21 protein-coding genes are annotated in these 25,399 nt (G+C 62.8%); 15 read left to right on the forward strand and 6 right to left on the reverse strand.

Annotation, left to right across the window (positions count from 1 at the left end):
• Positions 1-335 (reverse strand): hypothetical protein (locus B7Z66_06500; protein ID OYV76884.1); only part of this gene is annotated, 335 nt, incomplete at its 3' end.
• Positions 336-499: 164 nt separating this feature from the next.
• On the opposite strand from B7Z66_06500, the gene B7Z66_06505 reads away from it, so the two are divergent.
• Entirely contained in the window at positions 500-1,603 is a 1,104-nt protein-coding gene (locus B7Z66_06505; GenBank protein ID OYV76885.1) for an IS110 family transposase, read from the forward strand.
• A gap of 146 nt (positions 1,604-1,749) precedes the next feature.
• On the opposite strand, the gene B7Z66_06510 is transcribed toward B7Z66_06505, so the two are convergent.
• The 3 genes from B7Z66_06510 to B7Z66_06520 form a co-directional block, all read right to left on the reverse strand.
• Complete coding sequence (locus tag B7Z66_06510; GenBank protein ID OYV76886.1) at positions 1,750-2,058, reverse strand: hypothetical protein; 309 nt, start codon at positions 2,056-2,058, stop codon at positions 1,750-1,752.
• Between the two features lie 23 nt (positions 2,059-2,081).
• Complete coding sequence (locus tag B7Z66_06515) at positions 2,082-3,569, reverse strand: hypothetical protein (protein ID OYV76887.1); 1,488 nt, start codon at positions 3,567-3,569, stop codon at positions 2,082-2,084.
• Between the two features lie 594 nt (positions 3,570-4,163).
• Positions 4,164-4,580 (reverse strand): hypothetical protein, encoded by a 417-nt coding sequence (locus B7Z66_06520; GenBank protein OYV76888.1) that lies wholly within the window; start codon positions 4,578-4,580, stop codon positions 4,164-4,166.
• Between the two features lie 1,525 nt (positions 4,581-6,105).
• Here B7Z66_06520 and B7Z66_06525 point away from each other — a divergent pair.
• The 6 genes from B7Z66_06525 (at position 6,106) to B7Z66_06550 (ending at position 13,184) form a co-directional block, all read left to right on the forward strand.
• Positions 6,106-7,386 (forward strand): copper oxidase, encoded by a 1,281-nt coding sequence (locus B7Z66_06525; protein OYV76949.1) that lies wholly within the window; start codon positions 6,106-6,108, stop codon positions 7,384-7,386.
• A 53-nt stretch (positions 7,387-7,439) separates the two neighbouring features.
• The gene (locus tag B7Z66_06530; protein ID OYV76889.1) at positions 7,440-8,153 is read left to right on the forward strand and encodes a hypothetical protein; all 714 of its coding nucleotides are present in this window, start codon (positions 7,440-7,442) and stop codon (positions 8,151-8,153) included.
• A 205-nt stretch (positions 8,154-8,358) separates the two neighbouring features.
• On the forward strand, positions 8,359-10,023 hold the full coding sequence (locus B7Z66_06535) for a hypothetical protein (GenBank protein OYV76890.1): 1,665 nt from the start codon (positions 8,359-8,361) through the stop codon (positions 10,021-10,023).
• 80 nt (positions 10,024-10,103) lie between these two features.
• A complete protein-coding gene (locus B7Z66_06540; protein ID OYV76891.1) occupies positions 10,104-10,727 on the forward strand; it encodes a hypothetical protein in 624 nt (207 codons plus the stop codon).
• 242 nt (positions 10,728-10,969) lie between these two features.
• Complete coding sequence (locus B7Z66_06545; GenBank protein OYV76892.1) at positions 10,970-12,568, forward strand: hypothetical protein; 1,599 nt, start codon at positions 10,970-10,972, stop codon at positions 12,566-12,568.
• A gap of 10 nt (positions 12,569-12,578) precedes the next feature.
• Entirely contained in the window at positions 12,579-13,184 is a 606-nt protein-coding gene (locus tag B7Z66_06550; protein ID OYV76893.1) for a hypothetical protein, read from the forward strand.
• 207 nt (positions 13,185-13,391) lie between these two features.
• On the opposite strand, the gene B7Z66_06555 is transcribed toward B7Z66_06550, so the two are convergent.
• Positions 13,392-13,916, reverse strand: a complete 525-nt coding sequence (locus B7Z66_06555; GenBank protein OYV76894.1) for a hypothetical protein — start codon at positions 13,914-13,916, stop codon at positions 13,392-13,394.
• Between the two features lie 434 nt (positions 13,917-14,350).
• On the opposite strand from B7Z66_06555, the gene B7Z66_06560 reads away from it, so the two are divergent.
• Complete coding sequence (locus B7Z66_06560) at positions 14,351-14,950, forward strand: histidine phosphatase family protein (protein ID OYV76895.1); 600 nt, start codon at positions 14,351-14,353, stop codon at positions 14,948-14,950.
• A gap of 197 nt (positions 14,951-15,147) precedes the next feature.
• Here B7Z66_06560 and B7Z66_06565 read toward each other — a convergent pair whose 3' ends face one another.
• Positions 15,148-15,519, reverse strand: a complete 372-nt coding sequence (locus B7Z66_06565; protein OYV76896.1) for a hypothetical protein — start codon at positions 15,517-15,519, stop codon at positions 15,148-15,150.
• Between the two features lie 356 nt (positions 15,520-15,875).
• On the opposite strand from B7Z66_06565, the gene B7Z66_06570 reads away from it, so the two are divergent.
• The 7 genes from B7Z66_06570 (at position 15,876) to B7Z66_06600 (ending at position 25,392) form a co-directional block, all read left to right on the forward strand.
• Positions 15,876-17,084: an alanine transaminase gene (locus B7Z66_06570; GenBank protein ID OYV76897.1), complete on the forward strand. Its 1,209-nt coding sequence runs from the start codon at positions 15,876-15,878 to the stop codon at positions 17,082-17,084.
• On the forward strand, positions 17,081-18,394 hold the full coding sequence (locus B7Z66_06575; protein OYV76898.1) for a homoserine dehydrogenase: 1,314 nt from the start codon (positions 17,081-17,083) through the stop codon (positions 18,392-18,394). The genes B7Z66_06570 and B7Z66_06575 overlap by 4 nt, the downstream gene beginning before the upstream one ends.
• Positions 18,395-18,524: 130 nt before the next feature.
• Positions 18,525-19,604, forward strand: coding sequence for a threonine synthase (locus B7Z66_06580; GenBank protein OYV76899.1), 1,080 nt, complete (start codon positions 18,525-18,527; stop codon positions 19,602-19,604).
• Between the two features lie 30 nt (positions 19,605-19,634).
• Positions 19,635-20,720, forward strand: a complete 1,086-nt coding sequence (locus B7Z66_06585) for a hypothetical protein (GenBank protein OYV76900.1) — start codon at positions 19,635-19,637, stop codon at positions 20,718-20,720.
• Positions 20,721-20,820: 100 nt separating this feature from the next.
• Positions 20,821-22,542 (forward strand): single-stranded-DNA-specific exonuclease RecJ, encoded by a 1,722-nt coding sequence (locus tag B7Z66_06590; GenBank protein OYV76901.1) that lies wholly within the window; start codon positions 20,821-20,823, stop codon positions 22,540-22,542.
• 164 nt (positions 22,543-22,706) lie between these two features.
• The gene (locus B7Z66_06595) at positions 22,707-23,735 is read left to right on the forward strand and encodes a peptide chain release factor 2 (protein ID OYV76902.1); all 1,029 of its coding nucleotides are present in this window, start codon (positions 22,707-22,709) and stop codon (positions 23,733-23,735) included.
• Between the two features lie 172 nt (positions 23,736-23,907).
• The gene (locus B7Z66_06600) at positions 23,908-25,392 is read left to right on the forward strand and encodes a lysine--tRNA ligase (GenBank protein ID OYV76903.1); all 1,485 of its coding nucleotides are present in this window, start codon (positions 23,908-23,910) and stop codon (positions 25,390-25,392) included.
• The last annotated feature ends 7 nt before the right edge of the window (positions 25,393-25,399 follow it).

Raw genomic sequence — 25,399 nt, forward strand, 5'->3', positions numbered from 1 at the left:
CGCACTACGGACAGCCCTCGCAAGAGGTACGGGTACACCCGATGGGCCTGGTTGCGCCGGCTCAGGTTGCGCTTCGGGTACAGTGCCGCCAGCCCCATCTGGCGCATCAGACGCTGCACCCGCTTGCGATTGACCCGATGCCCGTGGTCAGCCAACCAGTCCGGCATCCGCCGTGACCCGTAGTACGGGTGCTTGAGATGGCCTTCGTCGATCAACCGCATCAAGGCCAGATCCGACTCCGACACGCCCTGGCGGGCGTAGTAGAAGGTCGAACGGGGCACATTGAGCAACTGACACTGGCGCACAACCGGCAGCAGATCATCCTGATCTACCATTTCTTGCCTCTGGGCCCGTGTATCCTTGTGAGCCCTCGTTCTAAGACATCATGGCCCCTTGGGTGGGCGGCCTGCCTGCAGTATCGTGGATTGGATGCTTAAGGCAGCAGGCCAGAGCCACACGCAAAGGACGAAGCCTTTGCCAGACGATGAGGAGGCAGGCTATGAATGAGCGTATCAGATTCTATGTCGGATTGGATGTGCACAAGGAGTCCATTGCCATTGCGTATGCACAAGCCGATTCGCGCGAAGAGCCGCGGTTTCTGGGCGCTACGCCCTACAGCGTAATCGCGCTGACCAAGGCATTGGCGAAGCTCGGTCAGCCCGGGGAGCTGAGCGTGGTCCATGAAGCCGGACCTCTGGGTTACGGCCTCGTGCGCGCCTTGCGCGCACGAGGCTATGCGACGGAGGTGATCGCCCCTTCCCGGGTGGCGCGTCACCCCGCCGATCGCATCAAGACCGACCGGCGCGATGCGCTGCTGCTCGCACGCTTGCACCGCGCAGGTGAACTCACCGCAATCACCGTGCCGGAACCCCAGGACGAGGCGCTGCGCGATCTCGTGCGCACCCGCGAGGACGCGATGAACGACTTGCGCCGAGCACGCCAGCGGCTGCGGGCGTTTCTCCTGCGCCAGGGGCGTTCGTACATGGGTCGGCGCTGGGGACCGGCGCACGAGCGCTTTCTTTCCACCCTGCAATTCGAAGACCCCGCACACCACATTGCCTTCACGGAATACCGTCTGGACGTGCGCTTTAGCACCGAACGGGTGGCACGGCTCGATGGGGCCCTGCGTGAACAGGCGGCGACCTGGCGGTTTCTGCCGCTCGTCCAGGCCCTCATGACGTTGCGCGGTATCGAGTTTCTTTCGGGCATCACGATCGTCGCCGAACTCGGGGATCTGCACCGCTTCCCGCATCCGCGGGACCTCATGGGCTATCTCGGGCTCGTGCCCGGGGAGCACTCGAGCGGTGGTACGCGCCAGCAGGGCGCGCTCACGAAGACCGGAAACGGTCATGTACGGCGCATCCTGATCGAGGCCGCCTGGAACTACCGCTTCACCCCGCGTGTCGGGGAGTCCCTGCAGCCGCGGCTTCAGGGTCAACCCCGCCAGCGCGTCGAGACCGCTTGGAAGGCCCAGGTGCGGCTGTGTCACCGCTTTCGCAGGCTGCGTGCGCGGGGTCTCCATCACAACAAGGTGTGCGCGGCCATCGCCCGCGAGCTCTGCGGCTTCATCTGGGACATCGGGAGACAAGTCGTTATTGCCTAATACCTTTTTCCGTGCGGGTCTCTGCGTATCGGTAACGCGGTGAGCAGGCGCGAATGAGGGGAATCCTCGAGATTTTTTTGTGGGCACAATTTCAGTGATCCCCGAGATAAGAGCGAGGCTGCCCCGAGACGGAAGATGAAATGCCGCTAACCAATGCGCGAATAGGAGCTTGATCCATCGTCGATACAGAGCCTGTTCGCCGCGTTACGGATACGGTGGGACGCGTTGACCATAAAACAATCCAAAGCACGGCTGACCGTGAGGAATGACGTTGACCCCCTTGACAGAACGGGGCCATAGGAAAAATCGTTTTCCATCGTCAACCGCCCGATCTTGGCGTGCAGCGCCTGGACGGTCTCATCGGCCTTGCCGCCACTTTGGACGCTGCGGGCAAACACTTCGCCAGCCCCTTCCGCCAAACGCTTCTTCCAATCCTGGATCTGGTTGGGATGCACATCGAACTGCTCAGCCAGCTCCGCTACGGTCCGATCAGGTTCGCGTGGTAGAGATCCCCGTCGCGCACCAGCATGTGCTCGTTGATCAAGCTTCCAATTTTCCTGTGGGCGGCTGCCTCCGCCGCGGCGCTGAGCTGCGCGGCGTCGGGCTCCGGGTTGTGCGCGTGCGCCGCTTGTAGCGCGCGGCACATGCCTGTAAATACCAGTCGGTGGAGCAGCACGACTGGGATACGCAGGTGCGCCTGGACTGCGAGCGCCTGGATATTGAAGGGCGGGCCACCGGGCACCGGCTTGACCGAGGCGTCGTAATGCACTGTCGCGTCGGCCTTCACCACGCCGGCGCGCGTCACGACATGCACGTCACGCAGGGTCACAGTCGGAGAGTCCGCGAGTAGAGCTGGGAGGACGTTGGTCCAGAGATGCAACATCGCACGCGCGCGATGCTGTAGCGTCAGATTTTGCCCGTTAATGGCCATCATCCGCTTGCGCACGGACAGGAAGGGCTGTTCCGGCAGGCGGTCCACGTCGACCCCCAGATGCACCTCCTGCACGTCGATCTGCGGGATCTCGATGCCGCTGATGTCGAAGTCTGCCCGACTGCGAAGCTCGTGTCCTGGTTCCAGCGCGCTGATCCCCTTGATCACGACATGCTGCACCGCGGCGCGCGGCGCGCCGTTCGCCCCGCCCTCGAGGCCGTGGAAGGATATCGCTTCGGAGCCGTAATAGACCCCCGGCAGGTCTTGGCGCAGGTCGGCCGTGAAGTCCATGCCCGCGAGTGTGAAGTATCCCTTGGGGCCCCGGATTTGTACCGGCCCGGCGTGCATGGTCGCGACAATGTGCCGGTCAGGCGAAGTGGTCATGCGGGCGTAGAGGCCGTCCCAGTGCAGCCGGGCGCCGCCGTGCAGCGCGACGTCGACGGGGTCTACCGTTAGGCGGCTGTGCAGCGTGCCGTCGAACGCGAGCAGGCTATCGGCGCGGTAGTGGAAGCGGTCCACTGGCAGAGAACCCATCGGTCCACTGATGCGCACGAGGCGCGTGCCGATGTGCGCGGCGCCCACCTGTACGCGATGGGGGCCGAACAGCAGGGGTCCGTGGCGGACGTGCTCGGCGAACACAATGTGGACCGAGTGCGCCACCGGGCGATCGGGAGAGAGGCTCTGCAACCAAGCGCGTTTGATCTCGACGTCCGTCACGGCATCGGAGCTGAACCAGCCGCGGCGGTAAGATTGCAGGTGGACCGCGTAGATCTGCCCGGCCTGGTTGCCGGAGGCGACGAGCTGCTCAATGCGGTCCTCGGCCTGGCGGCCGGTCCAGACGCTTGCGCCGACGACGCTGGCGCTTAGCACCGCCAGGGTGCCGGCAAGCACGAACATGCGTTTCATGGCGAGTCCCCCACTACAGGTCGTCGTGCTTCTTGATCGTGCGCAACCCCGGGACCGGTCGGTGCGGGCTGGGCCGGTCGGGGTCACCCGAGTGCCAAACGATGATATCGTCCGGGCGCGGTGAAACATGATAACGAGCCTTCGATCGCTATAATTATCAATGATATGTATCTTTCCTGCGGGATCCGTACAGGGGTCCCGCCGGACCGGGGCGAGCGCGCGCGCAGGGGGAGCAGGGCGTCGGGTGCGGGTGCCGGCTGGGAAATCCGGTCGAGATAAATGTAAGACGCTGTGCCGCGAGCCACGGCAGGATCGCAGCCTGCCGGGAGGTTGGGGAGGGAAGAAGGGAGAAGACGCAAACAGGTTCTCAGACGATGTGCGCGGAATTCGGGGTGCACGCAGGAGGATCGGACGGTGAAGTGGCGGACCGTTGACGGTAGGCTGCCGCTGGAGCTGGGCAATACTTTTTGGCTCCTCCAGACTAACGTCAGTAAAGTATGAAACTTGGGGATGCCCGCCTGGGAGACACTAATGAAGCGTGTCCTGGACGTCTTGATAACGACAGTACTCCTCCTAATCGGATGGGTCCTATATTGGTGGGCGGGTCAAGTTCCAGTGGCGCAACAGCCAATGGCCGTCTCAAGCTTCTTTTTCTACTGCGGCATATTAGTCGTAGCATCGTACTATTGGTGGGGAAAAATCACCTTATTGCACATCATCAAACTAATATTTAGCGGTTTCTCTTTTCCACGCGGAGTTAGGTGGCTTCCATGGTGGGGGGTGTTTATCATATTGATTGCTGTCGTACGCGGTGCCGCATGGATTGTTTGGAAATAGAAAGACCGAGTCAGATGATCGGGGAAATTCCACCGGATTAAGCTCGGGCGCGTAGGCCGGCAGTAACTCCAGCTGAATGTCGATATCCTCGCGCTCTACATAGTGGCGGACGACTTTGCTTTTGTGCGTTTTCAGGCCATGCCAGACGATGAGCAACGGTCCCGGGATCTGGCGGGTCAGCGCCTTGAGAAACTCGACGATCTGCGGGCCCTTGATGGTGCCCGGATACAACCGAAAATAAAACTGCCAGAAGATCACTCCGGCGATGGCGGAGAGCTGGTGCCAGGAGAAGCTGTATTGCAGCGCGGGGGTCTGCCCGCGTGGCGCTCAAGTACGCACGCGGGTGGGCCGTTCGCTCAATCTCGATTCGAGAGTTCCTTCGCAAAAGTGGACACCCCCTGGTTAGCTGCACGCCTGTTCAAACTCCATTGGTGACCGATATCCCCGAGACGAGGACAGTCTCACTCGGGTGTAAAACTCGACATAGGACCGGACCGCATCGCGCAGCGATTTGTCAGTTATCAAACTTTCAAACTGAAGCGCGTCACGTGGAATTGACCCTTGAACATGTTATGGCCTATGTCTGCTTGGATAGCGAGCGGAATAAAATGCGTATCTCTTTCGTCTGACTGCTGTGTTAACTATACGGGGATGATTCGTGTCGTACAGTTGATGACATGAATGAAGCCATTTACACGAGAAAATTAAATCGATGTGGTGTTTGCCCATTTTATGAAGTTGTCTGACTTGTGTCTGCACCCGACAGGTGCATTGCACTGCGACACCAAGTAGGGCGTGTTAGGTATTGCCTTACTATCCTAGTGTCGTGATAGTATAAGTCTTACGGCGCATCGGTAGATCCCACGTGGGGTATGCAGGTCAAGGCTGGGCCGAGTCAGGATTCTTAAAAAAATTATATAGAGTCTGTTAGGCACATAAATTTATCGTGTGCAGTAGGGGACGTGTCTGACGAAATGCCAATTTTGCTGTGACTAAACTGCACGTGCGGATTGGGCGATTCGTCGCGATTGTTTCCCTCTGGTGCCTGACTATTTTTTCGTGTCTCTATACGGGACATTCTCCTTAACCGAACGATGTATGGAAGACGGTTGGCCGAACGCTACGCGCGATCGCAGCACGGGTGAGCGGATCTTTGGGTGATAGCCTTGGCGGCTGCGCCTTGATGGCTGTTGTACAAGTGAGCCGAGATCGAGAGCCTACCAATTTTGGCGGCACATCAAGCCCACACTTGTTGTGCCGCTAACGCATCAGGATTTTTTTGGCGTTTTTCCCTCGCCGAGCCTCGCGGGGCCTGCGAGTACGGCAGAACTACTAGCGATTGTTATCACGGGGGTTTAAAAATATGGTTACCAGACGCGATACATTGAAACTGGGTGCTGCCGCAGGTGCGAGCCTCCTGACCAAGTCGGCTGCGGGTCAGATGGTGCCGCAGAGTGGCTTGGTGTTTCCGGATGGTTACACACCATCGTGGGTTGATAACCCGAGCCCGCCGGTGAGACCGTTCACCACGCCGTTATTCAGAATGCCGAACGCGAAGCCGGTGCCGCTGAGCGCGCTGGACCCGCCGCCGGACCCTGCGGCTCATCAGCGCTACGCTGAGTTTGAACCGAAGAAGTTTTATATTCAGACGCTCCAGGAGGTCCTGTGGTCTTACCACGTGGATCCGCCTTACAACCAGGGTTCATGGTCATACGGCTTCGACGGCATGACACCCGGACAGACGTTCATTACCAATTATGGGGAGCCGTTGTTCGTGCGTCGGCTCAACCGGCTGCCGCCGGTTGGCATGGGCAAGGTTACTTGGGCGCTGCCCTCGTTCTCGATCCATACCCACAACGGGCACCAAGCGTCCGAGAGTGATGGTTTCCCGGCTGATTTCGCGGATCCAGGCGAGTTCTGGGACCATCACTATCCGAGTTTTCCTGCCGGCTTCGACCCGAACGAGGTCATGAGCACGCTGTGGTATCACGACCACCGTCTCGACTTCACCGCGACCAATGTCTACGCTGGATTCTCGGGGTTTTTCCTGGCGTTTGACGATCGGGATTCCAACAACGAGAACGATAAAAACCCGGGGGCGTTCCGGCTGCCCAGTGGGAAGTACGACGTCCCCTTGATTCTGCACGACGTGCAGTTCGATCAGAACGCCCAAGTGGTGTGGGATTTCGTCGGCTCGCATCCAATGACGTCGAGTTCGTCCGGGCACGGTGGTTACGGGCCGAACCCGTTCTACACGGTCAACGGCATGATCGGTGACCGGTTCACCGTCAACCGCATCATCCAGCCGTATTTTCAGGTCGAGCGACGCAAGTATCGTCTGCGTCTGCTGAACGGTGGTCCGTCACGTTTCTATTCGTTGGCATTCACCAAGGACGGCAAGACCCCGGAGACGGTGTACGTGATCTCGAACGACGGCAACCTAATGCCGCACCCGATCGAAATGAAGGACTACTTTGATGTCTGGCCGGCCAACCGTTACGACATCATCGTCGACTTCTCGAAGTACAAGGACGGCGACCAGATCTACCTGACGAACCGTTTGGAAGAGCGAGACGACGGCGCTGGTGCTACTGGCAGGTATCTCGATCCGACCAACCTGATCATGCGCTTCGATGTGGTTGGTGGGCGTGTGGACGATCCGAGCCGCATTCCGGACCACATGATCGATCGTCCGAAGATCGACTTGAGCGAGGTCAAACGCGAGCGCGAGTTCGTATTTGACTACACCAACGGGCTGTTCACGATCAACGGCAGGTTGATGGACCCGAACCGGATTGACGCGGCTATCGAGCAGGGCACCGCGGAGATCTGGACGCTGCGCAATGATGGTGACGCGTGGGGACATCCGATCCACACCCACTTCGAAGAGTTTCAGATCATCGAAATCAACGGCAAACCGGTAACTCCGGGGACGATCAACTGGGGTAGGAAGGACGTGGTGCAGCTCGGGCCCGGCGACGAAGTCAAGTTCTTCGGTCGGTGGCGCGATTTCTTCGGTAAGTACGTGATGCACTGCCACAACGTCGTGCACGAAGATCACGCGATGATGATCCGTTGGGACATCGTCAAGCCCGGCACTGGGTTCTGAGTGGCGCCATCTTCCGTAATTTATAAACAAATTTAAACGATGTGGGGGTTTAAATGAACGAGCGGCGGAAATTTCTGGCAGGACTTTCCGGTGCTGCTGTGGGATTGGCAGCAACGGTTACTGCGGCAAATGCGGTAGCGGCCGGCGACAAGATCACGCACACGCCGGGGAGTGGTTCATCCAATCGCAGCAAGCTGTTGGGACGGAGTCAGTTCCCCGAGGCTAGCGCAGAGACCAGTGACGGCAAGGCCGTTGGGCTATACGCCGATCTGGTCAAGGGTCGGGTGGTAGTACTCAACTACATGGCGATCGACAACGAGGCGGACTTTCCAATCACAGGGAAATTGCTGGAGGTGGCGCGCCGGCTTGGACCTAAATTCGGGAAAGACATCCACTTTGTGTCAATCACCAGTGACCCGTTGCGTGACACCCCGGCGCGGTTGCGTGCGTTCGAGAAGCGAATGGGCATACCGGCACACGGTTGGAAGTTTGTGCGCCTGTTGTCGCAAGATGAGAGCACGGTGCTTGCTAAACGGCTGTATTGCCACGACCGTCACCCGGATCCGCACACCCGGTTGGATACGGTGCACTATGGAAACGACGCGGTCGGCGTGTGGGGCATGTTCCCATCGACGATCGCTACGGAGGACGCCGTAATGCGGGTTAGTTCGATCTTGCCCGGGCAGCCCAATAACGGGCCCATTCGGCGAGCCGGCCCCAGGAAGCTCGACGAAGCCGGACTATCGTTCAACAGCCGCATCGGCTAACAGCCGCTGCCATCCCGCTACCCGTACGCAGGTGACCGTGATGAATGTACTCAGCAAACGCAAGCTCGTCGGGGTGTCTCTGGCAGCCCTTTTTACGGTTGGTGCCGGTCTCGCCATTGCGCAAGTACCGCCACCTCCTACTGATCGGCTGCCGCAGCCCTTACCGCCCCCATCCGCGTGGACCATGACCACATCCCCGGATGGTATGTCGACTTATATCAACACGCCGACCAGCAATTTTCCGGAGTCGGACCCGTGGGTAAATCCCACGAATTTGTTGCCGACGGTCTATGCGGATGTCAAGGCGGCGAACGGAGTACCAATCCCGTACACGCTGCCGTCGACCCCAGACAATCCCTATAATCTTCACGCTGATCCGGTGGTGCAACCTATCAACGGGACATCACCGGCGGACGACCTGGAAGCGATTTTCAAATCGTGGCATAGCAAACCACTCTATAATAGTGACAACCCCAAGCACGCGGGATACCAGTACGACCCTTCGAAATTCAACTATGCCGAGCTGCAACGGGGTATTGATATATTGGAAGGTAATCCGATTCCGAATAGGGTCTACAGTGGTATCCCGATGCTGCATTATATGGCCGGCAGTGAGGTTAAGAAGGTACAACCGATCTACGATGCCAACGGTAATGTGATCGGCGGTAACGTAACGGTGCACCAGATCTGGTTTGGGCAGCATATCGAGTCGGATACGGCATTCATCGACCCATCCGCTGTACTGGAAGTGCCATATACCGTCACCTATGTGGTTGACGCACTGCACCGCGGAAACGATGATTTCTCTCCGATGGAAATGTTTTTCGACGATCCCGACGTGCTCCACAAGGCGGTTCCTTATGTGATGATGGATGCGACGTTTTACCCGATCTCGGACGGTACCAGGACGACGTTTGTTATCCACCAACCGCCTGGGAAGTTCTGGAATCTTAACTATACGTGGGGTTGGCGCCGGCACCCGGGCCGCGTCGAGGTTATGGAGAACGCTCGCAAAGTGGTAATGGGCAAGCCATTACCGCAGTGGGAAACAGACGTTTTTGGTACCGACCCGGGGCTGGACGAAGCCACGAAGGAAGCGGCAATCGCGATGATCGGAGATTTGTCCCCGGCCAAGCGGATGTGGATGGCATTCAAGACATTGCAGCAGACTGGCTACAATCCGCCGGTGATGGCCGAAGCCGAGCGCGCGTTTTCGCAATGGCAGAATCGCAGCCAGCTTCCGGACGGAGTGAAGGCGGATCCAAACGCTGACATTACGCTATTCTACGTGAATAACACCATTTACGGTCATGTGAAAGGTTACAAACGTACGCAACATCATGCGGAATTGAATCAGTGGCATCTGCGCGGGTTCCATCTGCATGTTCATCTGATCAACGGTGATTACTTCCCTCATGCATATACCTTGGTGGATTTCGGTGGTATGCGCGGGTGGGAAAATACTTTCCAGAGTACGATCCCGCTGGGAGGCGATGGTCCTTGGTTCACCTTTGGGCGGGACTACTGGACGGTGGAGACCCCGGCACCAATTTTGGTCCCTGCAGCCACCCCACCCGCGGGTGATGCGATACCCGCAGATGCCGAGCAGCGTATGGAGGAAGCAAGTCAGCCTCCAAATGTGAACATGGCCGAGATCGAGAAGGTCAAGGATATATGGGAAGGAAAGTTTGACCCGGAAGGCAAGACATGGCCGAAGAAGATGCCGTCGCCGACTTTGGATGAACCGGACGGAGAGATGCTCGGCCAGCATGATGTGTATATCACGTTAAATTACGAACCTTCGAAACGGTTGCGTCTATACCAGTTCGATCCCTTGCACCATAACCAAGCCATCTGGTCGGTTCACTAAGAGCCTTCCGATGGCCGGCTGGCGGGGCGGCGTTGTGCCGCCCCGCAGTCGCTTAGGCGTATCCCAAAGGAGTGCTTACGATGGGCAGGGCTAGTTGGTTGCTCGGTGCGGCATTACTGACCATGAGCGCCGCAATATCGGATTTGTCTGCGGCGCCTGCTCCGGGTGCGGACATGAGCATACCGCCTCCGATGACGGTGGTGAGCACGTTACACCACTATACGGTGCCGCCGATCAGCTTGATCGACCAGCACGGCCGTAAAGTGAAGCTGGCTCAGGCGCTGGCCGGAGACAAGCCGGTACTGGTACAATTCTTCTTTACGACTTGCACGACTATTTGTGGTGTGCGTTCGGCGCAGCTCGTCTCCATCGCACCGAAGCTGGCCAAGACGCACATCGACATCGGGTTCTATACCATCTCGATAGACCCCGGCCATGACTCGCCCAAACGGCTGCTGGCCTATTCGCGCCATTTTGGCGTTAGGCCACCGTCGAATTGGCACCTCCTGACCGGTAGCGAGGCGCAGATCAAGCAGACCGAGGCGGCATTTAACGCATCTGATCCTTCCAATGATAAGATGATGCATAAACCGCTGACGTTCATCCATGGCGGCAAAGGCCAACCCTGGCAGCGGATCAACGGACTGACGACCACACGCCAGTTGATGGCGCTGATCAAAACGGCTGTCGCAGAAGCGCAGTAGACGGGCCTGGTGGGCCTTCCCACTGAGCGCAACGGCGCGACAAAGGGTGGCCGGTGCGCCCCGCTGCTGACCGGCGCGGTCCCGGGTCGCTGAACGCCCTTCCCACAACGCCAAACAAAATCGAACTGAAGATGCCATATCGAAAAACGACCATGCGTCTGCGACTGACGAGCATCTGTTTTGTCCTATTGTGGGCGAGCTGCGCGTCGCTAAGTTGGGCTGGCAGCGGCACGGATTCCAAAGTGGTGCTCGGAGAGCGTCTGTACCGGACGGGGATCGGCACCACTGGGGTGCCGGTGCAGGCGCTGTCACAGGGCGATGTTCCCTTGTCCGGCGCGCAGGCGGCGTGTGTTTCCTGCCATCGGCCGAGTGGTCTGGGATCGAGCGAAGGCGGCTATTACGTGCCGCCGATCAGCGGGCCGTTGCTGTTTGCTCCTCGGAAGCTCGATCGACTGCGGTTGTTCCCGCAATTCTTCCATCAAATCCAGCCACAGCGCTTCACAACCCGGCTGCACCAGCCGCACATGCGCCCGGGCTATACGTTGACCACGCTGGGGACTGTGCTGCGGACCGGGGTCGATCCTGCCGGGCAGCGATTGGCGACGATCATGCCGCGCTACAAGCTCTCGGCGGCGGACCTTGCGGCGCTGGATGCCTATCTGCACACGCTGTCGGCACACATCGACCCGGGGGTCGACGCGCGCCAGATTCATTTTGCCACGGTCTTTTCCGCCAACGTGCCCGCCGACGAACGTGAGGCGATGCTGGGCGTCATGCGGGCATACCTCAAGTTTCACAATTTGCGCTTACACGAAGACCTGTCCCGAAACCGGTTCTCGCCTTACAACCGCTCGGAGTTTGTCCCCATCGAGCGTGCCTGGACGCTGACGGTCTGGGAGTTGAAGGGTGCTGCGTCCACCTGGCGCGCGCAGCTCGAAGCGCACTACCGCAAGGACCGCGTTTTCGCGTTGGTGGGGGGTAGGGTGGATGGATCCTGGGCGGGTGCGTCGCGGTTCTGCGACGCGCACCACATCCCCTGTTTGTTCCCCGATACCGACCTGCCGGCCTGGCCGCCACCGAAGGACGGCTACACCGTGTACTTTGATGCGGGCCTGCCGCTGGAGGCGCGTGTCATGGCCGATTTTATTGGTGGTCACGATGCCGCTACGACCCGGGTGGTCCAGCTCGCCGCCCGCGATGCCTACGGCCAGGAACCGGCCCAGGTGTTCCAGCAGGACTTGAGTGCACACAATGCGAAGCTGAAGCAGCGCCTGATTAGCTTCCGTGGCCAAGCTGGACTCGAAGCGGCCCTGCGTGCGCACGGCAACGATGCCGGAACCACGCTGGTCATCTGGCCGGGTGCCGACGTGCCGGCCACGGTCGCCGCCTTGGCTGCGGTGCGGCCCCGAGCGGCGCAGATTTTCCTGCCCACGCGCGCCATCGCGGCCGTGAAGGCCGACATGCCCCCAGCACTCGCCGACCGGGTGCGGTTCGCCGATCCCTATGAGCTGGACCCGGCATCCCATGTCCGCTCCTTCGAGACGCGCGCCTGGATGCGCACCCGCGGCTTGAAGCTCACCCATCCGCTGCTGATGTTCAAAGAATATTACGCGATGACTTTGCTGAAGGCGGCGCTGTGGGAGATCAGCAACGATTTCTACCGCGATTACCTCCTCGAGCGCGTCGAGGACGAATCGCAGATGGACCTGAACCCGGGCATGTTTCCCCACCTCGCCCTGGGGCCGGGGGAGCGCTTCGCCGCCAAGGGTGCCTATATCGTCGCCATCAAGCCCGGCCAGCCGAGCGGGTTGGCGCCGGTCAGCGCCTGGATCACGCCCTGAGGGTGTAACGGTGGCCAAACCCAAAGGCGAGGTCCGGCCGATCTTCCCGTTGGCGGCCGTGGTGCGCTATCAGAACCCCGAGCACCAGGAGATCGCGCTTGAGGGCCTGGAGTTTTTTCCCAACTTTGGCTCCAGCACCGAATCCACCAGCGACGCGCGCAACGTCCTGCAGGAGGAACGTTTCCGGGACTTGGCCGTGTTTCTGGAGGACTGCGTCAAGGACTACCTCGATAACGTCTACTGCTACCAGTACGAGCGCTTCGAGATCGTGCATGCCTGGGTGAACCGCGCGCCGGAAGGCGGCTATCAGCGGATGCACTATCACGGCAACTCGGTCGTCTCGGGTGTCTACTATCTGAAGGCGGATGCCAAGCAGAGCGCGCCGCTGATCTTCGACAAACCGGAGTTCAACACCCAGCCTTATATCGCGATAGCCACACGCGAGCAGACGATCTTCACCGTCAACCGCATCGCCTACCCGTCGTCGACCGGGCTTGCCTATCTCTTCCCGAGCCAGATCCGCCACGGCTACGAGATGCCGAACAAGGGCGGTGAGCGCATCAGCCTCGCCTTCAACGTTTTATTGAGCGGCGTCGGATCGTTCTACAAGCTGTGACCAGCGCGCGGAGGAGGGCAGGCCGCGGCGAGTGCGGCTTGCGCGCCCGCTCCAGCTGCCCGATCAACAGCGCTACGGCTCTACGGCCCGTAATTCAGTGGTATAGGCCGTTGGCGTTCATCGCCGCGCTCCAAAACCGCGCGGCTCCGCAACTTTTCACTATCTACGTAAAGGACCGACCTTTATGGATCTTGGGGGCAAGCCTTGCTATTTTGCAGGCTTCTTCCCGTCCCACAGGGGTTTTCCGTTGTGGTACATCTTTTTGAGCGTAGCCCAGTCGTGCTCGTCCAGATAGGGCTGTAGATCGAGATCCGGCGGGCAGTTGTCGTACGTGTCCCGACTGCCGATCTCGCTCACCTGCTTGTCGAACCAGCGGTTATAGATTTCCCAGGGCATCTTGGCGGCTTCCACCGCCGCGCGTTCGGCACGAAGCGCGATCTGGTGGGCAAGCTGGTAAGGAATGCCGGCCTCTTCATCCTCGATAGCCTTCTCGACGACCTCGTGCAGAATAAGAGTGGTGGCCACTACAAAGGCCCGTCCGCCATGTTCAAAGCCCTTTGGTAGTTTGTGGTCGATGTAGAATTTCTTGCCGTCCCTGGAGTAGCCAGCGACATAGGGAACGTCGAACTTGGAACTAGGCTTCACATTTGCAAGGATCTCCCGATCTGCCTCATCGAGGATCTTGTCGGACATCAGCCAGTCATTGTCTTTGGGTCGGAATCGGAAGCTCATAGTAGGTTGTCCATTATGGGAGGGGTGTTGGAGATGGACCACGGCTTCAGGGCTCTTCACGGGCGTTCTTGAGGGTTACGCGACCCGCACGGTTTCCTTGTCACCCTGCCGACCACACAAATGATAGGCCAAGCTGGTGTACTCCGACAGCCTCTACGACCCTAAAACACATTTTTTAAATGCCAACTCGCTCGGCTTTCAATACCCGCGCGCGGAACCACACCGTTCAGCCCCAAGGCGATTTTCCGGGGAGGGTTGCCAAGGGTCCCTGTTCGCACGTCAACGATCGCCATGGCTTTAGTTTCCGGCTTGCAGCGGCCTTCGGCGTAGCCATGGCCTGTCTCGGAATATCACGAGTAAAGTTAGGGCCTGGCCCCCCGGGGTGTTCTATGCTCAGCGGACCCGAGACACCGTCCGACGGAGGCAGTGCAAATATGGCAACTCCCACCACCCAATCCCGCGAAACACGCCTTTGGTTGATCCGCCACGGCGAGACGGCTTGGAGTGCCGACGGTCGGCACACCGGTCGTACCGATGTGCCTCTCACCTCGACGGGGCAGCGCCAGGCACGCGCCCTTGCGGCATCCCTCGTAGGCGTGTCCTTCACACGGGTACTTACCAGCCCCCTACAGCGCGCCGCCGAGACCTGCCGGCTGGCGGGGTACGGGGACCGCGCCGAGGGCTGCGAGGCGCTCATGGAATGGGACTACGGTGACTACGAGGGGCTAACCACGGACCAAGTGCGGGAGACCCGGCCCGACTGGCTGATCTGGAGTGGCGCGGTGCCTGGCGGCGAGACCTTGGGCCATGTGGCGGAACGGGCCGACCGCGTCATCGACGCGCTCGTAGATTGCGCCGGCGACATCGCCTTGTTTGCGCACGGCCACCTGCTGCGTATACTGGCAGCCCGCTGGCTAGGCTTGCCCCCGGACCATGGGCGTTTATTCATTCTGGATGCTGGTTCCATCAGCCGGCTCGGGCACGAGCACCACCTGCGTGCGATCGCAGCCTGGAACCAAGCGCCGGCGGTCTGAAATCGGCATGGGATCTGCGCCATCCCAGGGCATATGTCGGGTTGGGGGTTAAAAATCAGTTTTGTTATGTAGGCCTATTTATAGGACCAGCCACTACGGGTTTGCCATCGGCTTGGCGGGAACGCGGGTTCGAGTCGGCTGCGGCGGGCGAGCTGCGTTTTGAGGAGCCGTCGTTGAAGTCCGATGGGCACCTGCTCTCAGATCATCAACAACGCCGCCACCACACGGCGGTCCTCGGCGCTTAGGATATTGTAGGTGCGGCAGGCGGCGGCGGTGTCCATGACCTCCACGCCGATGCCGCGCTGTTGCAGGCCGGCGATGAGCCGCGGGTCGGGGAAGCGGAGGGTCGGCCCGGTGCCGAGCAGGATTATCTCGGGATCCAGATCCACGAGTCGTTGCAGATGCTCCGAGGTGAGTTCGGCGGCGGAGGCGATTGGCCAGTCGCGGATCAATTGCTCGGGCGTCACCACGAAGGCTTCGGTCAGATCCTGGTCATTGACGGTAATGCGTCCCGGGCCGTAGGCGCGGATGACGTAGGCGGCGCTCGCAGTGTCGAGGCTGATCTTCATGGCAGGTCTTGAGGCTCCCAGTCCGGATTCGCGCCGGTGGTCTTCCGCATTATAATGGCTCGGGGCTGGGCCTTGTGGCTTCGGGTGTTTGAAGGGTCCGCTATGAGCGCGTAGCCCACCCATTGACAGGGCGTGACGCGTATTTTACATTATTATAGCATTTACATTAAGTTAGGATCTATAGTTCAACGGATTTGAGGACACCCGTCGCATCGGCCGAGGCTGATGCCTGGCGCGCGAATCGGGGGCACGTGCGTGCCCGGCGCGGGGCGTGGTGGTCCCTTGCGGTGCGCCGGCACGGACGGAAGCTTCCTCCACGCAGGCGCCATATTCCCCCTGATCGCGGACCGGCCAACTTGCACGAAGACTTTCTCAGGATCCAGCGGCTACCGCCCTACGTTTTCAACATCGTCAATGAGCTGAAGGCGCAGGCGCGCGCGCGCGGCGAAGACATCGTTGACTTCGGCATGGGCAATCCGGACCGCGCCACGCCGCAGCATATCGTCGACAAGCTTGTGGAGGTGGTGCACCGTCCGGACACCCACCGCTACTCGCTCTCGCGTGGCATCCCGCGGCTGCGTCGCGCGATCACGAATTGGTACCGGGACCGTTACGGGGTAAAGCTGGATTTCGACCGTGAGGCCATTGTCACTATCGGTTCCAAGGAGGGCTTGGCGCATCTGGCTCTGGCCACCGTTGGGCCCGGGGACGCGGTGCTGGTTCCCAACCCCGCCTATCCCATCCACCCCTATGGCTTCGTGATCGCCGGGGCGGACATCCGCCATGTGCCGTTGGTGCCGGGCGGGGACTTCTTCGCGGAACTGGAGAAGGCGATCCAGGATTCCTGGCCGCGCCCGAAGATGCTGGTGCTGAATTTCCCGTGTAATCCCACCGCGCAGACCGTCGACCTCGCGTTCTTTGAACGGGTGGTGGCCATCGGGCGCGAGCACGGAATCTGGGTGATCAATGATCTCGCCTATGCGGATCTGGTCTTCGATGGCTACGTGGCGCCGTCCATTTTGCAGGTGCCGGGTGCCACCGATGTGGCGGTGGAGTTCTTCACGCTGTCCAAGAGTTACAACATGCCGGGTTGGCGCGTGGGCTTCATGTGCGGCAACGAGCGTCTGGTGGCGGCGCTGGCGCGCATGAAGTCGTATCTGGACTATGGCATGTTCACGCCGATCCAGGTGGCGGCGATCGCTGCGCTGGAAGGACCGCAGGACTGCGTGCGGGAGATTTCGGATACCTATGAGCGGCGCCGTGACGTGCTCTGCGACGGGCTCAACGCCGCGGGTTGGCACGTGGAGCCGCCCAAGGCCACCATGTTCGTGTGGGCGCCGATCCCGGAACCGTACCGGGCCATGGGCTCGCTGGAATTCTCGAAGAAGTTGCTGGCGGACGCCAAGGTGGCGGTCTCGCCCGGCATCGGATTCGGCAGCTATGGAGACGACCACGTGCGCTTTGGACTGATCGAGAACGAGCACCGCACCCGCCAGGCGGTGCGTTGCATCCGCGACATGTTCCGCGCCGATGCGCGCGTTCGCGCGGCGGGAGGCAGTTCGTGAAGCCGGTCAACGTCGGACTGCTCGGGCTCGGGACCGTGGGCGGCGGGACGGTCAACGTGCTGCGGCGCAATGCCCACGAGATCACCCGGCGCGCCGGACGTGGTATCCGGGTGTCGTGCGCCGCGGCCCGGGACCTGAAGCGTGCGCGCATCTGTGACGTGGAGGGTATCCGCCTCACCGCCGATCCCTACGCGGTAGTGGACGATCCGGATGTTGAGATCGTGGTTGAGCTGATCGGCGGTGTGGAGCTGGCGCGCGAACTGGTGCTGCGCGCCATTGCCAAGGACAAGCATGTGGTCACCGCGAATAAGGCGTTGATCGCCCTGCACGGCAACGAGCTGTTCGCCGCCGCCCAGGCGCAGGGCGTGATGGTCGCCTTCGAGGCGGCGGTGGCAGGTGGCATCCCCATCATCAAGGCGATCCGCGAGGGCCTGGCCGGCAACCGGATCGAGTGGTTGGCGGGGATCATCAACGGCACCTGCAACTTCGTGCTCACCGCCATGCGCGACGAGGGGCGCGAATTCGAGGACGTGCTGGCGCAGGCGCAGGCGCTCGGTTACGCGGAGGCCGACCCGGCCTTCGATGTGGATGGCATCGACGCGGCCCACAAGCTCACCATTCTGGCCTCCATCGCCTTCGGGATCCCGCTCCAGTTCGAGCGGCTGTACGTGGAGGGGATCCGCCACATCACCCGGGCCGACGTGGCCTATGCCGAGGCGCTCGGCTACCGTATCAAGCATCTCGGCATGGCGCGCGCCACGGCGGCGGGGATCGAGCTGCGCGTGCACCCCGCGCTGATCCCGTACCGGCGCCTGATCGCCAACGTGGACGGGGTCATGAACGCCATCCTGGTCAAGGGGGACGCGGTGGGGCCCACCTTGTACTATGGCGCCGGGGCCGGGGCCGAGCCGACCGCGTCGGCGGTGGTGGCGGACCTGGTGGATGTGGTGCGCGCCCTGACCTCGGATCCGGAGAACCGGGTGCCGCACCTTGCCTTCCAGCCCGACGCGCTGTCGGATACCCCGATCCTGCCCATGGAAGCGGTGGAGACCGCGTACTACCTGCGCCTCCAGGCCCTGGACCAACCCGGGGTGCTGGCCGATGTGACCCGCATCCTGGGGGACCGCGGCATCAGCATCGAGGCCATGGTCCAGAAGGAGCCGGCGGAGGGCCAGCAGGCCGTGCCGGTCATCCTGCTCACCCAGCGGGTCCGGGAGCAGCAGATGAACGACGCGATCCGGCGTATCGAGGCCCTGGGATCGGTAACCGCCCCGGTGACCCGGATCCGCGTGGAAAACCTGGCGCGCTAGCGGGTCCGTCGGCACCTCCGCTGGGGCCATCCACCGGCGGATCCCAGGCAACGCCGATGCCGCCCGGGCGCGCATTTTCCGGTACCATCTTCCCGCTACTGGTTCCCCATTCGGATGAGGTCTCCGCATCATGCCTTTTCGAGCCCGCTATACGGGATTGATCGACAAATACCGCGACCGCTTGCCGGTGCGCGACGACAGCCGCATTATCAGCCTGGGGGAGGGCAACACCCCGCTGATCCGTTTGAACAACGTGCCGCGCACCCTGGACATTGCGGTCGACCTGTACGTGAAATACGAGGGGCTCAACCCCACCGGGTCGTTCAAGGACCGCGGCATGACCCTGGCGGTGACCAAGGCGGTGGAAGAGGGTAGCCGCGCGGTGATCTGCGCCAGTACCGGCAATACCTCGGCCTCCGCCGCGGCCTATGCCGCGCGCGCCGGGATCACCGCCTTCGTGCTGATCCCGGAGGGCAAGATCGCGCTCGGTAAGCTCGCCCAGGCGATGTTGCACGGCGCGGTGGTGTTGCAGATCCAGGGCAACTTCGACGCCGGCATGCAACTGGTGAAGGAGGTGGCGGAAGAGGCGCCAGTCACCATCGTCAACTCCATCAACCCGTACCGCCTGCAGGGCCAGAAGACCGCCGCCTTCGAGATCGTGGAGGAGCTGGAGTGCGCGCCGGATTACCATTGTCTCCCGGTGGGCAACGCCGGCAACATTACCGCCCACTGGATGGGATACAGCGAGTATTTCGAGCATGGCATCGTCAACAACCGCCCGGTGATGGTGGGCTACCAGGCGAGCGGCGCGGCGCCGTTTCTGCGCGGTCACATGGTGGACAACCCGGAGACCGTGGCCACTGCCATCCGCATCGGCCATCCGCAATCCTGGGACAAGGCGTGGGTGGCGCAAAAGGCGTCCAGCGGCTGGTTCGACGAGTGCTCCGATGAGGAGATCCTGGCCGCCCAAAAGCTGCTGGCCGAGCAGGAGGGCGTGTTCTGCGAGCCGGCCTCCGCGACCTCGCTGGCCGGGGCGCTACGCGATGTGCGCAGCGGGCGCATCCCGGCGGGCGCGAAGGTGGTGTGCACCCTGACCGGTCACGGTCTGAAGGATCCGGACGTGGCGATCCGCCAGGGCGGCGGGCGGATGCAGACGGTGCCGGCGCGTCTGGACGCGGTGCGCGACGCCATACTCCAACGCATCACCTGAGGCCGGACGGCGCGGCGGGCGCACGTCGGCGTGTCGGGTTGCAACCGCATCGGGAGGGCGTCCAACACCGTGAGTGCCGAAGCGCCGCGACTGGGTCTGCTGGTCCCGGGCCTGCTCGGCCCGGTGCCGGCGGCCGGCGGTTCGCCCGGTACCCTCCCCGAGGTCCGGAGGCTATGCGCCTTGCTGGGTGGCGCGCGGGTGGGGCGGCTCCCGGTGGCCGGGTTCGAACCGAGTCTGGCGCAGCTGTTCGGTTATCCCGTGGATCCCGATCAGGATATGCCGGTCGGGGCCCTGGGGCGGCTGGGGGAAGGGTTGGACGCCCGCCCCGCGGGTGGGTGGATGCGCGCGGACCCGGTCCACCTGCAAGCGGATATGAGCCGGCTGGTGCTGGTGGACGCCCCCCGGCTCGGCCTCAGCGCAGAGGAGGCCGCGGCGCTGGCCGAGGACCTGAATCGAACCCTGTTGGCAGCGGAGGGGATGCGGCTGTGGACACCGCACCCGGCACGCTGGTATTTGGCGCTGGACCGGGATGCGGAGATTCGCACCGCGTCCTTGGCGGACGTGACCGGACGCAGCATCGAGCCGTGGTTGCCGGTCGGCCCTGGTGCGGCACGCTGGCACCGGTTGATGAACGAGGTTCAGATGGTGTTGCACGCCAGCGCGGTGAACGCGGCGCGTGTGGCGCGTGGCGTGCCGGCGGTGAACAGCCTGTGGTTCTGGGGGAGTGGGCGCGGGCGCGAGTCCGTGCCCCGGATTTGGGACCGGGTTTTTGCCGAGGGCCCGGTGGCGCGTGGGCTGGCGGCGTTGAGCGGCACGCGGGCGGCTGCGGTCCCTGACTCCCTAGCCGAATGTCTGGAGTCGTCGCCCGCTACGGGCCATAACCTGGCGGTCCTGGAAGACGCCTCGGCGCCGGTGCTGCACGGTGACCATGCGGGTTGGGTCGAAGCGGTGGAGGGACTGGAGCAACGCTGGTTCCGGCCCCTGGCGGCCCATCTGCGGGCGCGGCGCGCGCGCGGCACCGTGGTACTCTACCCGGCCGACGGTTCGGCGCGCGCCCTTGCCGTGGCCCCCTGGTGGCGCCGGCGCCCCTTCGCGCAATTTGTAAATAAAGAATAGAGTTAATAATTAATTATGTTATTTTTTTAATGCCAATTATCGATAAAAAATACCCCTGGGTCCCGGGCTTGGGCCGCGCCGTTCCGCGCTCTTACGGGGCATGAAGGCGCGGATCGCACGGCGTTCGACAGAATCCCTTGCGGGTTTGCCCGCCGGCCTTCATCCGGTCTTGCGCCGGGTCTACGCGGCCCGCCGCGTGCGGGGGCCGGCGGACCTGGAGCATTCCTTGGAGCGGCTCCATCCGCTCACCGGTTTGACCGGCATCGCGTCCGCCGCGGCATTGCTGTCAGAGGCCGTGGAGCAGGATCGGCGCATCCTGCTGGTGGGGGACTTCGATGCCGACGGGGCGACCAGTTGCGCACTGGCGGTGCTGGCCTTGCGCGCGCTCGGGGCTCGCCAGGTGCACTATCTGGTGCCCAACCGCTTCGAGTTCGGCTACGGCCTGACCGCGGAGATCGTCGCGGTGGCGGCGGACTGGCACCCGGACCTGATCGTCACCGTGGACAACGGGATCGCCAGCCTGGAAGGGGTGGCGGCGGCGCACGCGCGCGGCATCCAGGTCCTCGTCACCGATCATCACCTGCCGGGCGCCACGCTGCCGGCGGCGGACGCCATCGTCAATCCCAATCTGCCCGGCGATCCGTTCCCGAGCAAGCATCTGGCGGGGGTCGGCGTTATCTTTTATGTGTTGTCCGCAGCACGCGCCCACCTGCGCGCCGCCGGCTGGTTCGCGCGCCGGGGCATAGGGGAGCCGAAGCTGGCGCAGTTCCTGGATCTGGTGGCACTGGGTACCGTGGCGGATGTGGTGCCGCTGGACGCCAACAACCGCATTTTGGTGCAACAGGGCCTGTTGCGGATTCGCAGCGGCCAGTGCCGTCCCGGCATCGCGGCGCTGCTGGCGGTCGCCAAGCGCGGCCAGTCACGCGTGGTGGCCGCGGATCTCGCGTTCGGGGTAGGCCCGCGGCTCAACGCGGCGGGGCGCCTGGAGGACATGTCGCTGGGCATCGAGTGCCTGATCACCGACGACCTGGATGCTGCCCGGGAAATGGCGCAGCGGCTGGACGAGCTGAACCACGCACGGCGTGCCATCGAGGCGCAGATGCAGACCCAGGCGCTGGAGGTATTGGAGGGGCTCGGACTGCAGGATGACGACCCGGCGCTGCCCATGGGCCTGTGCCTCTATGACGCGCGTTGGCACCCGGGGGTGATCGGGATCCTGGCCGCGCGGATCCGCGAGCGTTTCCACCGTCCGGTGATCGCCTTCGCCCCTGACGGTGCGGGTCTCAAGGGTTCGGCGCGCTCCATCCCCGGGCTCCACATCCGCGATGCTCTGGACGCGGTGGCGAGCCGCAACCCGGGGCTGTTGAGCCGCTTCGGCGGGCACGCCATGGCGGCGGGTTTGAGCCTTGCGCTTGATCGCCTGGAGGATTTCCGCACCGCTTTCGATGACCAGGTGCGGCGCTGTCTGGGGCCCGAGGACCTCGAAGGTATCTGCTATACCGACGGTGAACTGGCGCCTGCGGAGCTCCATCTGGAGACCGCGCAACTGCTGCGTGACGGCGGCCCGTGGGGCGCGGGTTTCCCGGAGCCGTGCTTTGACGGCGAGTTCCAGGTGCTGGCGCAGCGTGTAGTGGGGGAACGCCATCTGAAATTGACCCTGCGCCCGGCGGGGGGCCGGCAGTCGATCGACGGGATCGCGTTCCAGACGCCGGCGCCGCCGGTGCCCTGGGAACGGGTGCGCATCGCCTATCGCTTGGATGTCAACGAGTACCAGGGCGTCACGAGTCCGCAACTCCTGGTGGAGTTCATCGAGCCGCTGTGAAGGGCCGCGGTGCCCGGGGGCGTGGGGCTGTTGTATGATGACGCGCCGAATCCCGGACCGCCACCATCCATCACCGAAAGGATTTGTTGCCAACATGCTGGAACTCAACGCCGTCTACCATCGGATCGAAGACATGCAAGGGCGCCTCCAGTCCTTGAGGGGGTATCTTTGACTACGAGGCGAAGCAGGAACGCCTGACGGAGGTCGCGCGCGAATTGGAGGACCCGCTGATCTGGCAGAAGCCGGAACGCGCCCAGTCCCTGGGCCGGGAGCGGGCCCAGCTGGAGGCGCAGGTGCGGGTCCTGGGGGAGCTGACCCCGGCCCTGGATGAGGCCCGGGAGCTGCTGGATCTGGCTGCCGAGGAGCAGGATGAGGCCACGGTCGCGGAGGTGGTCCGGGACCTGGATCGCGCCGAGGAACGGGTCGCGGCGTTGGAATTTCAACGCATGTTCTCGGGCGAGATGGACGAGAAGCACGCGTTCCTGGATGTCCAATCCGGTTCCGGTGGGACCGAGGCCCAGGACTGGGCGGAGATGCTGCTGCGGATGTATCTGCGTTGGGCGGAGCGGCGCGGTTTCCGCGCCGAGTTGATTGAGGTGTCTCCGGCGGAAGTGGCCGGCATCAAGAGCGCCACCATCAAGGTGGAAGGCCCGTACGCCTATGGGTGGCTGCGCACCGAAACCGGGGTGCATCGCCTGGTGCGCAAGTCGCCGTTCGATGCCGGCAACCGCCGTCATACCTCTTTCGCGGCGGTGTTCGTATCCCCGGAGGTGGATGAGGAAGTTGAAGTCGAGATCAACCCGGCGGACCTGCGCATAGACGTCTACCGGGCCAGCGGCGCTGGCGGCCAGCACGTCAACCGCACCGAATCCGCGGTGCGCATCACGCACAATCCCAGCGGGATCGTGGTCCAGTGCCAGAACGACCGCTCCCAGCACAAGAACAAGGCCACCGCCATGAAACAGCTCAAGGCCAAGCTCTATGAACGGGAGATGCAGCGGCGGCGCAGCGAGCAGCAGGCGGTGGAGGACACCAAGTCGGATATCGGTTGGGGCAGCCAGATTCGGTCCTATGTGCTTGACCAGTCGCGCATCAAGGATCTGCGCACCGGCGTGGAGACCGGCAATCCCCAGGCGGTGCTGGATGGGGACCTGGACGCGTTCATCGAAGCGAGCCTGAAGGCCGGGGTGTGAGACCGGGCGCCGGTTTCGGGAACGGCGGCGCGCGGCCCGGGCCCGTGACCCGCGCCATGGGTTTGCGCATAATGGCCCCCTGCGCCGGCCGCGGACCCCGCACGCGGCGCCACAAAGCGGCGCCGCGAGTCCGCGGGCATTCATCGCCACCCTTCTACCAGCAGCCAGGTCCATGAACGATACCGAAGACAACCGCCTGATCGCCGAACGCCGCGCCAAGCTCGCCGCTCTGCGCGCCGCCGGCAACCCATTCCCCAACGACTTCCATCGCGATGCGCTGGCGCAAGCGCTGCATGCGGACTGCGACGGGCTCAATGGCGGCGCGCTGGATGCGGCGCCGAGGCGGGTGCGGGTCGCCGGGCGCATGATGGCCAAGCGGGTCATGGGCAAGGCGAGCTTCGCCCAGATCCAGGACATGAGCGGGCGCATCCAGCTCTTTCTGGAGCGCGACACCCTGCCGGAGGGGGTCTACGCGGCGTTCAAGGGTTGGGACGTGGGGGACATCGTCGGCGTCGAGGGCGTGCTGTTCAAGACCAAGACTGATGAGCTTACGGTCCGCGCTGAACAGCTGCGGTTGCTGGTGAAGGGCCTGCGTCCGCTGCCGGAGAAGTTCCATGGGCTTACGGACCAGGAGGTCCGCTATCGCCAGCGTTACGTGGACCTGATGATGAACGAGTCCAGCCGGCGCGTGTTCCAACTGCGCAGCGCCGTCGTGCGTTTCCTGCGCCGTTTCCTGGAAGATCGGGGCTTCGTCGAGGTCGAGACCCCGATGATGCAGGCGATCCCCGGGGGCGCCACTGCCAAGCCGTTCATCACCCACCACAACGTGCTGGACATGGACCTCTACCTGCGGGTGGCGCCGGAACTCTATCTCAAGCGCCTGGTGGTGGGCGGGTTGGAGCGGGTCTACGAGCTGAACCGCAACTTCCGCAACGAGGGGGTTTCCACGCGCCACAACCCGGAGTTCACGATGCTGGAGTTCTATCAGGCCTACGCGAACTATGGGGACCTGATGGATCTCACGGAAGAGCTGTTGCGCAGCATGTCCGAGGAACTGCTGGGGGGCACGACGTTGTGCTACCAGGGCCGGGACTGCAACTTCGGGCGGCCGTTCGCGCGGATGACTGTGCGCGAGGCGGTTCTGCGCTACAACCCGGATATTTCCGCGGCGCAGCTCGACGATCTGCAGTCCCTGCGTGGGGTGTGCGAGCGTTTGTCGATCCCCGTGGACGCGCGCTACGGCACCGGCCGGCTGCAGATCGAGATCTTCGACAAGACCGTGGAGGCGAACCTCCTGGATCCGACGTTTATTACCGCCTATCCGACCGAGGTCTCTCCCCTGGCGCGGCGCAACGACATGGATCCGTCGGTGACGGACCGCTTCGAACTCATGATCGGCGGCCGGGAGATCGCCAACGGGTTCTCCGAGTTGAACGACCCGGAGGATCAGGCGGAGCGCTTTCGCCTCCAGGTGGAGGAAAAGGCCGCGGGCGATGAGGAGGCCATGCACTATGATGCGGACTACATCCGCGCCTTGGAATATGGCCTGCCGCCGACCGCCGGGGAGGGGATCGGCGTGGACCGTCTGGTGATGCTGCTCGCCGACGTGCCGTCGATCCGCGACGTGCTGTTGTTTCCCCACCTGCGCCCCGAATGACGGGCGC

This window comes from Chromatiales bacterium 21-64-14 (assembly GCA_002255365.1).
Classification (GTDB): domain Bacteria; phylum Pseudomonadota; class Gammaproteobacteria; order 21-64-14; family 21-64-14; genus 21-64-14.